This window comes from Saprospiraceae bacterium, assembly GCA_016717265.1.
GTDB lineage: Bacteria > Bacteroidota > Bacteroidia > Chitinophagales > Saprospiraceae > Vicinibacter.
Map to the genome: position 1 here is coordinate 2,613,381 of JADKFX010000001.1, position 14,309 is coordinate 2,627,689.

6 protein-coding genes are annotated in these 14,309 nt (G+C 32.3%); all 6 read right to left on the reverse strand.

Annotation, left to right across the window (positions count from 1 at the left end; genetic code table 11):
- Positions 1–897, reverse strand: a complete 897-nt coding sequence (locus IPO86_10240) for a class I SAM-dependent methyltransferase (protein MBK9728486.1) — start codon at positions 895–897, stop codon at positions 1–3.
- Positions 898–976: 79 nt separating this feature from the next.
- Entirely contained in the window at positions 977–4,591 is a 3,615-nt protein-coding gene (locus IPO86_10245; protein ID MBK9728487.1) for a gliding motility-associated C-terminal domain-containing protein, read from the reverse strand.
- An 11-nt stretch (positions 4,592–4,602) separates the two neighbouring features.
- Positions 4,603–7,017, reverse strand: coding sequence for a hypothetical protein (locus IPO86_10250; GenBank protein MBK9728488.1), 2,415 nt, complete (start codon positions 7,015–7,017; stop codon positions 4,603–4,605).
- Between the two features lie 16 nt (positions 7,018–7,033).
- On the reverse strand, positions 7,034–8,056 hold the full coding sequence (locus tag IPO86_10255) for a PorP/SprF family type IX secretion system membrane protein (protein ID MBK9728489.1): 1,023 nt from the start codon (positions 8,054–8,056) through the stop codon (positions 7,034–7,036).
- A 157-nt stretch (positions 8,057–8,213) separates the two neighbouring features.
- Positions 8,214–11,828: a gliding motility-associated C-terminal domain-containing protein gene (locus IPO86_10260; GenBank protein ID MBK9728490.1), complete on the reverse strand. Its 3,615-nt coding sequence runs from the start codon at positions 11,826–11,828 to the stop codon at positions 8,214–8,216.
- Positions 11,829–11,853: 25 nt separating this feature from the next.
- The gene (locus IPO86_10265; GenBank protein ID MBK9728491.1) at positions 11,854–14,307 is read right to left on the reverse strand and encodes a hypothetical protein; all 2,454 of its coding nucleotides are present in this window, start codon (positions 14,305–14,307) and stop codon (positions 11,854–11,856) included.
- Positions 14,308–14,309: the final 2 nt, after the last annotated feature.

A 14,309-nucleotide genomic window follows, 5' to 3' on the forward strand; every position in this document is an offset into this window, starting at 1 on the left:
CTAAGTTTTATTTGCGTTTTTAAATATGTAAATTTGACTTGAATATCTGGATGTTCCCGATATCAAAGCGGTGATATTGGAAATAAATCCAATGGTCAATCCTTTAAGAAAATATAAAAGAGAATTTTTATATTTTTCACTCAAAAGTGAAACGTAAAAAGCATCAAAATACATGGGCAGAATTGCATCTAACTTAAAATTATATTTAGATGCTAAAGATTCCATTGTGCTTGGATTGAAATGCCACAAATGTCTGGGCACATCAAAGCCGGCCCAATAATTCTTATAATACTGAGCATCAAAAGAATCACAATTTGGCAAAGCAATGATCAAAATTCCATTCGGTTTGAGTAAATTTTTTAATTGTTCTAATCGTTCATTTAAATTGGGTACATGCTCTAATACATGCCACATCGTAATAATATCAAATGAATTTAAATTTATACCTGGAATATATGTTTCGTCATATACTTTTAAATCAAATTGTTGAATTGATTTTTCTCTTGTTGTAGAATCAGGTTCTATACCGATGGAGTCAAATTTGTATTTTTTTGTTTCATTTAAAAAATATCCAGCTCCACTACCGATATCTAATAAAGTGCCTTGTTTAAAATATTTATGGATTAACTTAATTTTTTGCTTCAATGTAAAGTTTCGGATGAATCGGTATATTTTATTGATAAGACCTTTCGAGGTATCACTATGGGATATATAGTTTGTAGAATTATAATATTGTCCTAAATCATTTACTGCAGGTTGAGGTGATGTCAATATAAAATGACATTTGGTACATTGTATTAATTCAAAATTTTGTCCTGTAATAGAAAAATCCTTACAAGTTAAGAAAGGTTGAAATAAGTTATTACTACAAACTGGGCATTCACTAATGTTTACCATATGTAAGTGTATCTTTGAAAAGGCAATTGAAATTGCAGCATTGAGTTTAAAAAACCTTGTTTTTAAAAAAGCGGCTTCGTTATTTTAAAAGACTTATGTTTCCTTTTTTAATATATTCCTGGTTATCGATGCATTTATATTTTAATCCGTAACCAAAAACATCAGGGGTCAATATTTTTCCATTAAAGCGTCCGTCCCAACCAATATTAATATCATTTGTACTAAATACACGTTCACCCCATCGGCTATAAATAATAAGTTCAATTTTAGTAATTGCAGATGCTCTGGCTCGAACAAATAAAATATCATTTTTGGTATCTTGATTCGGACTAAATGCATTCGGTATAAATACAGCTTCTTCGCAACTTGTTACGACGATGGTCACAATGCCAGTTGCCGTGCATCCATTTTGGTCAGTTGCAGTTACAGTATAGGTCGTTGTCTTATTTGGATTCGCTACAGGATTAAAAATACTAGAATCTGATAAACTGCCATCATTTGGTTTCCAAATATATTTCCAGGTAGGATCAAATGTTGCAATTAATTGTGATTTTTGTCCTGGTACAATCTTTGTAGGGTCTGCACTTACAATAAAATCCTTCTGAAGGTCATTTACTTCAACAGTGAAACTGCGCTCCCAACGGCAACCTTTGCCGTTGGTTATGATGACATTAAAAGTGGTTGTTTCTGTTGGGTTTACAAGCACTATGGAATCTGTATTGCTACCAATAATATTTTGTTTAGGACTCCATTCATAGGTGTACATAGAATCTGGTCTTGCAGTGGCTTTTAATTGAGTTTGATTTCCCTTGCAGATAATATGATTACCTGAAATTTCAGCTTTCAATTCAAAAATAGTCACATGAATTGTATCCCGTGTTTCGCAATCATAAGAATCTATTGCTTTAATTATATAAAATGTTGTTTTTTCCGGAGTGACTTGTATTTGTGGGCCATCACCAATAGATTTATTATTTTCATCACACCATTGGATTTTAATATTCGTTAAATTGGCATTAGATTTTAAGGTTAACAACACAGGCTCACATAAAATAGAATCCGGACTAGAACTCAAAATAATTTTAGGGGGCACTACTACACAAATACTATCTTTTATTGAACAGGCATCAGAAAAGTTAGGGTCCGAAATAATTACGAAAAATTTGGAACTAACCGAAACCGTAGCAGTTGGATTTGCAATGGTGCTATCACTTAAACCTTCCGATGGAGACCATTTATATTTATAGCTTGTATTGCCACCTGGATTTAATGCAACAGATTGTCCTAAGCAAGCAATAACAGAATCTTGTAAAGTTGCTTTCAGTTCAACGATCACGATTTCTTTAGAAGTTGATCTTAGACAAATAGAATCCGTTTCCAACGTAATCGTATACCGACCCGCTTTTTCATATTTGTAAGTCATAGTCTTTAGAATTCCACTACCCTTTCCATCTCCAAAATCCCAATGTATATTCCCTATTGCATTCGTGCTAACCTTAACTTCTAAAGACCCACATATATTCTCAAAAGTGAATTCAGGAATTTCTGCAAAAACTGCAATTATAATGATACTATCATTAAACACACAACCGTATTGATTCTTAGTTGTAAAATGGAGCACATATCTTCCTGGATTTGTTATAGAAATTATTGGATTTAGAACATCGAGCGCGCTAAGAATAATAGCATTTGAATCCCATTTTACAGATAAAATATCACTAGAATTTAGATTCTTAAGGTCCAATTCAAAAGTATCACCTGTGCAGGTTTGTTTTTCTTTAGTGTAGCTTAATTTTACAGAACGATCTGTGACTAAAATTGAACTTGTGTCTTTACATTGTTCTGAACTACCTGCCTGAACATAAAATCTTGTACTTCCTGATATGGTGGTTAATAATTTATTGCCACTAAATAGTATTGGATTAAAGTTTGAATTTTTAGACCAAACAAAAATAGTAGTAGAATCTGATTTTGCATTCAATTCTACGCTTCCATTACAAATGATGGTATCTCCAGATATTTCGACTTTTACTTTATCTAAAACGATTACTTTAATTTGTTTTATTAAGGAGCATAAACCATCTGTTATAGTGACAGTATAGGTAGTTGTAATATTTGGTCTTGCTATCGGATCACTTGGGTTGCGAAGATCGAGACTCGAGGTAGGACTCCATTGATAATTGAAATTTACATTTGGATTTCTAACAAGTTTAGTAGAATCTCCGTTGCATATTTTTGTTTCATTAGCGATAAGATCAATATCTATAATTTTTGCAAAAAGCTCTTTTGTAATACTTGAAGTACATCCATTCTCATCCGTTATAATTAAGTTTATTGTAATTTTTCCATCGCCATTCAAATTGAATACGGGATCTTTTAAATTAGATCTTAAACTATCTGAAGTTCCGATTAATGTCCAGTTGTAATTTATAATTGTTGAATTTGCAGTAGAGGTATTACTTATTTGGATTCGAAGTTTATTAATACAATCTACTTGAAAGTCAAATGCTGCTTTTAATTGTGGATCAATTACAGTGATATTGAGTCGAGCAGTATCATCGCATTCGCCATTTTTTGCAATTAGAATTACTTCATAAATGCCTGCTTTCGAATATTTAAATACTGGATTTGTTGCTGTGGATTGTAAACTTTTATCATTTTGCCAATCAAAGAACCATTGATAATTGATTCCATCAATACTATTGTTCTTAAAGCTTTGCTGAAGGCCATCACAAAGCGCTGATGTTTTATCAAATGCTGCAACAGGTTTTATACCACAGGGTACGATGTTTAATTCAAAATCTCTTCTTGCATAACCTATTAGTTGACCTTTCCGATATTCATATACACAAACACCAACCAGAAATTGTCCAAGAATTGGAGGGGTACCTTCTATAAGACCAGTATTAGGATTAATCGTAAGCGGACTACCAAATAAATTATTAATATTAAATGGACTTTTCCAAGTTACGGTATCATAAGGAGGAAAGCTTGGTCTTCCAGCTGGATCTAATCTGGTTTTGCCTAAGTAGGGAGCACACAAAGTATATACTAAAGAATCTCCATCCGAGTCGATAGCGCCATGATCAAACGTAAATGGTTTATTGGCACAAGCATAAATTGGAGGAAAGGACCCAAAGAGCGGGTTTGAATTTCCTTCAATTAAATTTTTGGCAGTAATCTGAGCGGTATATGTAGCTCCGGTTTCTAATGGATCTACTATATTCGCTAAGGTAGTATTTCTACAACACCTTTGATAGACTAGAATATAGCCCCGTTCATCAAATGGTAATTGCACCGTATCTCTATAAATAGTTTGGTGAACACAAACTTCTTTAAATTTATCAACACAAAAGTTATCAATTGTTTCTGTAAGTGTATCATCAACGGTTTGTTTAATTGGAATTACACCATCAAATCCAATTCTAAATGCTTTTTGGTTATCTCCATAAAATACACCTAATAATGCTGGGTTGTCAAAAGGCACCGTATCTGCTCCATTTATACAATCACGTCGGAATATAATGGATATTTCAAATTGATTTTTGCCAAGATTCCGATAACTGAGCTGCCCTCCTACAATATGTGTTGCATGAATATAATTTGTATGAATAAAGAATAGAAAAAAGCTTAGTATAGACAATATTCTAATAATGCCCTTTTTTAAAATGAAAATAAATGTATCTGCTTTCATAAGGATGTTATTTACTTTATCTCAACAATTTCAACTCTTCGTTCTTTGGAAGCTTCAACAGTAAAGATGGATCGTAAATCTTGTTTATTATCACTAATCCCATTTGGTGCAGTATTCTCACCAAAAGGTTTTTCACTTAATTTTAGTTGACCAGAATTAATATATTTTATTAAAGTACCACTGCGATATTTATAAAATTCATTAAAAATAGAGTGGATTCTTCTATGCGATAAATTTAGATTATACTCACGTTTTGCGAGCGGTGATGCATACCCTTTTACAAATATTTCATATTTTTTTCCTTTTCGTAAATCTTTTTCAAGAATTAATAAAAATTCATTAAACCGATCGTATCCATTTTTAATTCCTTTTTCAAAGAATTCTAACATATCATTTGGGGAGCTGGCGTTTATAAAAGGTTGAATTTTTATATAATTAGTTTGATATTCTTCTTTTTTAGAATAATACTGAAAATACGTTTGAGAATAACTTAATTTCGTTATTTCTGCCAATGTTGAAGGATCCGGTCGATCATTATCAAAATATAAGCTCACTGGTAATAAACTAAAAATGGTATCAATTAAATACAATTTATGGGTAATGGTGCCAACAGAATTACAATCAATGGTAAACTTTAACTCAGCTGGTGAAAATTCTTTTTTTAAGCCAGTGATCTTATAAGTATGACAAGGTATAATATTGAATTGCGTTAAATTACTATTCAAATTTGTAATCGTAATAGGCGGAATTGTCCGATCGTCCAGATCATATAAAGTCACAGTAACATTGTTTAAACTATCACCTGTAATTTTATGAAATGTTAAAACTTCCAGTTTGACATCTTTTGGTTTTAAAAATAATTTTTTTGTAATGATTGTAAATTCTGATGGTTTGCCAGAATATAAGTTTGCAGTATCCGGTATATAGCCTGGTTTTGTAGCAATAATTTTATAATTTCGATCGCAGAGAATATCAAAATTGTACTTATTTGTTTGTTCGTATGATAATACAATAGGTTTTGCCAGGGGTCTGTCTATATCATATAGCGTAACGGTAGCATTATATAATTCCTTTTTACTGTAAAAATTGTAAACCAATGCTTCCAAATTAATATTACATGCTGGGAGTTTTAGTTTAAAAATATCAAGACAACAAGCTTCGCTGGCATCATCAAGAAATTGTGATCCGGTTCTATTGGATGCTAAAAATCCAATGGTATCTAAATCAGAGATCATAAAATAGACATCATCAAAGCTACTATTAATAGGAACTCCTGAGTTTTTTGCAGTGCCCCAATGGTCATCTAAATAATGCGTTGAATACACGTCATATCCACCCATCCCTAAATGGCCTTTTGAGGAGTAATATAAAGTGTTTGATTTCGTATGAAAAAATGGGGTAATATCATCCTGATTTGTGTTCAAGTCAACACAATTTATGGGTTCTGAGTAATTACCAATCTTATCTATTTCAGTATACCAAATATCCAATTGACCTTTTCCACCGCTTCGATCAGAAACGAAGAAGAGTGTTTCCTTGTTTTCAAGTCCGATATAATTTAAATGAGGTTGTGTGGTAGTTGTTCCGGGTTTGTTTATATAATCTGGTAATTTAGTTTTACTACCCCACGTTCCATTTTTATCAACTGGACTTACAAACAAATCGCAGCGTTTATCATAGTCATTCAAATCCTCACAAATTGTAAAATATACCTTTGTAAAATCTTTATTAAAACTAGAATGTGCAATATTTAAACCTCGGTCAATATAATTTTCATCGATTACTTTAACTGGAGAAGTTTCATTTTTAGTAGATAAAACCGAAGCCACATATCGTTTAGGAATATATATTTCTTTTGTATTTTCAAATCGCAAGGAAGAGTACCAAAATTGTTCTTTCCAAAATGCAGGTGCAAAGTCTGAGAATGTAGAATTTATACCTTCTGGTAATCTCACAACTTTAATAGCACTCACTGGATTCTGTAATTGTTGAATAGCCCACTCACATGCTTTTATTTCTTTTGTTGCAATAGCTATCAGTGATGGATCTTCTCCGGAATGTTCTGAAATGAAAATTTTGTAAGCAGTTATTGCCTTTTGATAATCCCCTTGAATTTGATGTGTTTGTCCTAACCAATAACTGGTTTGTGGAAATTGGTTATTATTCTCATGAACTAATAAGGTGTAATAATAGTTTGCTGCGATTTTATAAGCGCCAAAAAGTCTTGCAGATTCTGCTGCTTTATTGATAAAAATTGCATTCGTAGGTTCAAACTCAAGTGCTTCTTTAAATTTTGAATAAGCATCATAATAGTTTTTACTGGATAAGGATTTTTCTCCCGCCTCAACAATTCTTTCCAGGCTTTGACAATTCGACTGAATTGAATTAAATAAGAATATTATAATGAATATATAAAAGGATTTCATAAGGTAATTCCAGTAATTAAAAAATTGGACAAGACTTCAAAACAGTAAGGGGATGCGCTTTAGTCAATATATGTACTAATGAAAATTCAGGACCTCCTTGTTGATTTGTAAAAGCTTTGAAACCTGACGTATTGATATCATAACTTAAACCGGCATACCAATTTTTCCATTCAATAGCAATTTTAGGAATGATTGCATCCTCTAGTCGAGTTCCAATTCCAAGTAATACATTAAATTCTTTACCTCGCTTTTGATTTAAATAAAATTTTCCAAATCCACCAAAAACGATTTCCTGAAACGGATTTTGATTTTGATATTGAGCATAAAAAACGAAATCAAATAAATTTGTAATTTGAAAACTGGGTGTCAAACACAGATTCAATCGAATGGGTAACTTAATTGATAATGTTTGTTGAAAGAAACTTTGCTTTGGTTGATTTAGATGATATGCTGAAATTCCAAAATCGAGTTTAGTTCTTTTTGATTTTTGCCATCTATAATTGATGCCGGCATTGAAATCAAAAAAATTGGTAGATGTTTTGGTAAAATCTTCTTGTGTGATTCTGGATGGGTCAAAAATATCCCCATCCCATTGTGAATCCCATTGCAATTCATCCGGATTAAAATGCCGTTGCGAGATGCCTACCAAACCACCAAAAGTCAAAAAATGATTCGCTTTAAGCGGATAGGTATAGGAAGCACTTACTCCTAAATGTGCTAGACCTAATTTAGAATCTCCGGCACGATCGTAATTAAAAAGGATTCCACCACTCCAGAATCCTTTGGTTTTCCATTTTTTAGGATAAAATCTAAGATCATAAGAGCCAGTTATTGTCATGTACCTAACAATATCATCCACAAACCACTGTCTTCGATAATTTACACTAAATCGGTTATCACCATTAAAAATTCCAGTTAGCGCTGGATTTACATTCAATGGACTTGTATAAAATTGGGAATGGTGAATATCTTGGGCATTTAAATCGGAAGCATAAAAAATGACATAAAGGAATAAAAAATACCGATAAAAATGCTTCATACTCAGTTTGTTATCTCGAAACTACTTATAAGAAATTGGTATTCAACTACTTAAAAATAATTTGCAAATAATAGGTTCTTTAAATTCGGTCGAATTGGGTTGTTTTCGAATCCGAAAGTTATAACAAACTTACTACATATTAAAAACTTTCCTATATTTATTTTATCAATGTGACATTCCCTTTTTTTGAGAATTTTTTGCCATCTACACAAACAACTCTAAAATAATATCCATATACATCTGGCGGTAAATCAACCCCTTTATAGCTGCCATCCCACCACATTGATTTGTCTTTAGTTTCAAAGACTTTTTCACCCCAACGGTCATAAATATAAAGTTCAACGGATTCTAGAAAGTTACTTCGTATTTCTAAAACATCATTTTCCTTATCATTATTAGGACTAAATACATTTGGCATAAATACATCGGTATCATCACAATTAGGTCTAATGACAATAACCCGAACATCTGCTTGATCTTCACATCCATCTTCATTTTTAGCTTTTACCGTATAAAGTGTTGAGAAAAGTGGACTCGCAACAGGATCTGTACAATCTGTGCAACTTAAATTATAAGGAATCACCCAATTATAATTAGAATACCCTAAATTAACGTGCAATACTGTAGATTGACCAAGATAAATTGTATCATCTTCTGCAAAAGCTTCAAGTGGTGGGTTAAAGCGACTAATATTTACTTGGAAGCTATCTTTAAATGCACAACCATATTCATTCACAATGCTTAAATAAAAAATCGTTGTATCGGTAGGCTTTACAAGAATTCTTGATAAGGTAGGATCAGATACTATAAATCGACCTGGCGTCCAATTTAGAGCATATTGGTGTCCATCATTATTGATAAATTCAATAAACCCATCAGCACCTGGACAGAGGTTTACTTTACCGCGGACAATATAATTGGTATCCAAAGGAACGACTCGAAAAGAATCTTTTTCACCGCAACCATATTGATCTGTAGCAAATGCGTATACATACATTGAGTCAATGAATTGTTGTTCTAATTGATATCCTCTTCCTAATAAGATTCCAATTTGATCCGTCCATTCAATATTTGCAGTTACATCTGTTGCAGCTTGTAGTATTATTTTTCCTGGATTGCATAAAATAGTATCATTATTTACACTCAAATTAATGGTTGGGGGTACAAAAACCGTAACCGTACGATCAATAAAACAATCCGGTATGTTTTTATCAAACACGCGCACTTTGTAGATGGTCGTTTCTGTTACTGAAGCCGTTGGATTTTGACTATTTGGATTGTCTAAGCCATTTGCAGGCGACCATTCATAGGTATAAGTTGTATCTGGATTTTCATTTAATTTAACAGGCGTACCTAAACAACTTACTACACGTTCTTTTAAACTTACCATAATAAAACCAACATCTACGATTTTGGATATTGCATTCTTACATTCGGCATTCACACCTAAGCTTACCGTATATCTTCCTGGTTTAGCATACAAATGAACTGGACTTTTATCGGTAGCTGAGGTACTGTCTCCAAAGTCCCAATAATAGTTGCCATTCGAGCTTAAGTTAGAAAACGTGACTAAGGTATTATCACAATTTTTATCAACTTTGAAATCTACTGTCGGCTTGCAAATGACTCGAACTTGTACAGAGTCTTCTCCGGTGCATTTATATTGATTTTCAATTTTAACATGAAATTGATTTATTCCACAATCAGGAAATATAGCAGAAATTTTATTAGTACTTTGACCAGATAATATTGAAGACACAGGACTCCATTCAATTTGAAATTGATGTTCTGGACGAAGATTATTTAATTCCAATTCAAATGTATCGTCTTCACAAACAACTAAGGAATCTATAGTTGTTTGAAAAATAACTTTCTGATTTTCTACAGATATACTATCAGAGCCGGGGCAATTGGCATTACTTTTTGCTCTTACATAAAATGTTTTTTTACTTTGAATGCTAGTATTAAAAAGGAATGAACCTGATTTTAATATATTGCCAAAATCAGAGACATCAGACCATTCAATAGTGCTCTCGACGCCTCCAATAGCAGATAAATTAACTTCATCAGCACAAATTACAGAGTCTCCTTTAATATCTATATCTAACAATCTGGATACGGTAACTAATATTGAATCTTCTTCTGTACAATTACCATCGGTTATCGTGACTTTATAAAGGATGTCATTTGCAGGATTTGCAATAGGATCCGGACAATCGTTACAACTAAGATCAGCTGAAGGAGACCAATTATATTTAAATCTTCCATCTGGATTTGAAATTAGTTTGGTAGATTCACCAATACAAATTGGAATTTTTTCGGAAAGAAACATAGGCTTCAGCCGATTTAATTTAAATTCTTTGTCTAATGAATCTGTACAACCACCAGAGGATGTAACGATCAATCTTACAGATAAAGTTCCGGTATCTGAAAATGTGAATTTCGGATCTTGCTTTGTGGAAGTGACAATGTTATTATTTAATTGTATAAACCAATTCCAATTCGAAATATTTAATAGAGAATCAAATGATTTATCTTTGAATGAAATTTCAATACTATCATCACAGGAGCCATAATTTGCATCAAAGTCACTGCCTAATAGATTTTCATCATAAATAAAAATATTTTTATAATTGGTATCTATACAATCTTTTGCTCTTACTGCAATTAAGGCGACCGTGTATTTTCCTGGTTTAGGAAATGTAAATACGGGATTTGTATCTATTGAAGTATAATTCGTATTTGGATAGTCAAAATACCAGGTATATGCTTTAGAGTTGATACTATTATTCGTAAATTTAACGGTACTATCCCCTTTACATAAAACCGAATTATCAGCATCAAAATTTGATACTGGATTCGTGGTACAAAAACGGACATTATATTGAAAATCTCTACGTACTCTAGAAAGTAGACGGCCATTTCGGTATTCGTCTACACAGATACCCACTAAATATTGTCCAATAGCATTCGGTTGACCAGTTAGCAAACCGGTAGTTTTGTCAATTTTTAAAGTGGGAGTACCCCCAAGTAAATCATTTAAGCTAAAAGGTGATTTATAGTTTACCAAAGGAAATGGTGGTTTACTAGGACGTGTAGGCTTTGAATTAGAAGTATCAGCGCCAGCAAAGGGTACGCATAAACTATAAACTAAAGAATCGCCATCTGGATCTTTTGCGGAATTGTCAAAACTAATAACGCGATCCCCACAAACATAAATTGGGGGAAAAGCACCAAATCTAGGGGAACTATTACAATAACGCAAAGCATCTTCAGATATCACAACACTATAGGTTGCTCCTATTAATTCAGGGTCGGAAATGTTTGTAATGGTTTTATTTCTGCAACACCTTTGATATGCCAAGGTATATCCTCCTTTTGCAAAAGCTAATTCTATTTTTCCTCGATAGGTTGTTGTATGAACGCATACATCCCCTCCTACTACTTCACACTCAGTTCTTAAGATTTCATTCAGTGTATCATCATTTCTAAAATCCAAAAGAAGTAATCCAAATTGACCAACATTTCGAGCTGGATTACCTTCTGTATCAAAGATCCCAATATGTGCAGGATCATCAAATTCAGCTTCCGGACTTCCGTTAAAACAATCTCTGCGCAAGGTTAATGTAATTTCATACACCTGGCCGCCAAGACATTTATAGGACATCTCACCGCCAACAATATGGCTGGCATGTGCTTTCGGTGAGTAAATGCACACCAGAAATAGAATCGTTAAAAAAAGATTTGTGCACTTATTTAAGAAAATTTTCATCGATTTAAATTTAAAATATTTAAGACTATTCTTCAACCCCTTTTAATATTTCTAATATTTCTACCCTTCGTTCATATGCAGCTTTTAGATTGTAAATTGAATTTCGGGTATCATCTAAACTGTCACTTACATCACCTGATGAAAGGGATTCACCAAATGGAACTTCCTTTATTTTAAAATTTTTATTCTTTATGTAGTCATGAAAAACATGTTCATTATATCTGTCAAATTCATTTCTAACACTGGTAACCCGTCTGGATGAAAGATGCTGATTATAATCTGATTTTGCACGTGGAGAAGCGAATCCCTTTAAGAAAATATCAATTTCATGTCCTTCCTCTAATATGATTATCAGTTTTTCCATAAACAGTTTTAGTTTTTCTGCATTGGCTCTGATATTTTGATTAAAAAAAGTGTCAATTTCCAAAATTGCTTGATCCTTTTTACTGCCTTTCATTTTATGCGTAAATTCATAAATGTATTTTGATTTTTTATCAAAATAATCATTATAAATATCTAAGAAACCAACCGAAGTAGTATCTGATTGGGATCTTAAATCCGGCATATCATTTTCAAAAAACAATCTTATAGGGAGTAGCTTTCTTAATTCCGCTATTGCCGCTAATTCTAGATAAAGATTTCTTTTTAAGATAGGTTCTAGGGAAGTTTCCAAAGGGCTAATAGATACACTGGCAGATTCATATTTATTTTTCTTTGCCATTAAATTATACTTTGTTCCCTTAAGTAATTCAAAGTTGAAAAAATTACTATCCGGATTCACAATTGACTTTATTAATTTATTATGATCCAGGTCCCAAAGTTCCACAGTAACACCTTTTAAATTTGCATTTGTGGTTTTCTCAAACGTAAAGGCATTCAATTGTTTTCGCTCAACCAGATACAAATTTCTCGTAATTGGACTAAAATCTTCAAGGTCTATAGCACTGCAGTAAGTTGTATCGCTTATCCAGTTATCTTTGGCAGCAATAATTCTATATTTCCGGTCTTCCGTTATTTTATAATTAAGATTGGACTTGTCAGTCAAATTTGTACTATAAATTAAAGAATCGGATTCCGTAATATCCTTTATAAATATTTGAACATTTCTTAAAGGAGTGGAATCGTATTTATCATAAGTGTTTACAATTAATTCGATGGTAGCAGGTGTATATTTAACTTTGTATATATCATAACAACATGCTTGTATATCTTCATCGATAAAACTTGATGCAGGTTTATTGGAAACCATATATGCTTTGCGAGCTTGCGAATTTTCAAAATAATAGAGATCATCATAACTGCTATTAATTGAAGGGCCAAGATTGATTATTTGATTCGATTCTTTACCTGCGTATGCATATTTGTAGATGTCTAATCCTCCAAATCCTTTATGCCCTTTACTACTAAAGAAAAGAGTGTTCTCATGGGAATTAAAGAAAGGACTAAATTCATTCTCAACGGTGTTAATATATTCAAGATTTTCAACTTGTGAAGGATCATTGGTGTCATTTAATAGGACTGCATAAATATCAAAGCCTCCTTGACCTCCAGGCCGGTTACTTGAAAAAAATAATTTTTCTAATTTGGTTTCAGGATCAATACTTATAAAGGGTTGTGTTGAAGAGTAATTTACCCTGTTTACAGGATCCGGTAATTTAAGCTTTGGAGTCCAACCTTTAGGTGTTTTTAGTTTTACATAAAGGTCACAATGAAGTGTGGTACTGTTTTCTGCATAATTACAAACAGTAAAAAATAATTTTGATTTATCGGCATTTAAACAAGGATGTGCCATATGAACACCTTCTTCAGAAAAACTTTTATCCAATTCTTGTGCTTCCAGTGTTTTCTCATTAAATTTTAAAATCTGACCTGAATTTTTACTGATTTTTCCACGTTTCGATTTCTCATATGTATTTTGTGATGTTATATATAAAGAGCTATCATTAAAAAATGGACTAAATTCATTTTCTTTTGTATTTATTGGAGCATCCAATTTTTTAATAGAAATTAGCGGATCTTTATATTTAAGATTCTCTTTTGCCCAATTAACCGATTCAATCCGTTTCTGAACTTTTGTACTCATTTCGCCATCTGAAACGGTGGATGCTAAATATGATTTAAAATAGATCAACGCTTCACTATAAAATCCTTGATAAAATTGAGATTCCGCTAAATAGAAATCAATTTCTGGATGCCTTTCTACAATGGGTTTGTCAATAATACTTTTCAAATGTTTTGTTGTTTTTGAGAACGCATTTAAATTAAACGCTGTGATCCCTGCCAACATCTGAAATGAATCCATTTCTGTTTCATACTTTAAAGCTTCTAAAATATCAACATAAGCTGCATAATAATCTTCTTGTGCAAGATATTTATTGATTTGCTCTTTATATTGATTTAAAGATTGTGAACTGCAATTTAGGATTGTAATAAAAAACAGAATGCTTATAATATGTAATTTCATTTTTACTATTCTCATGA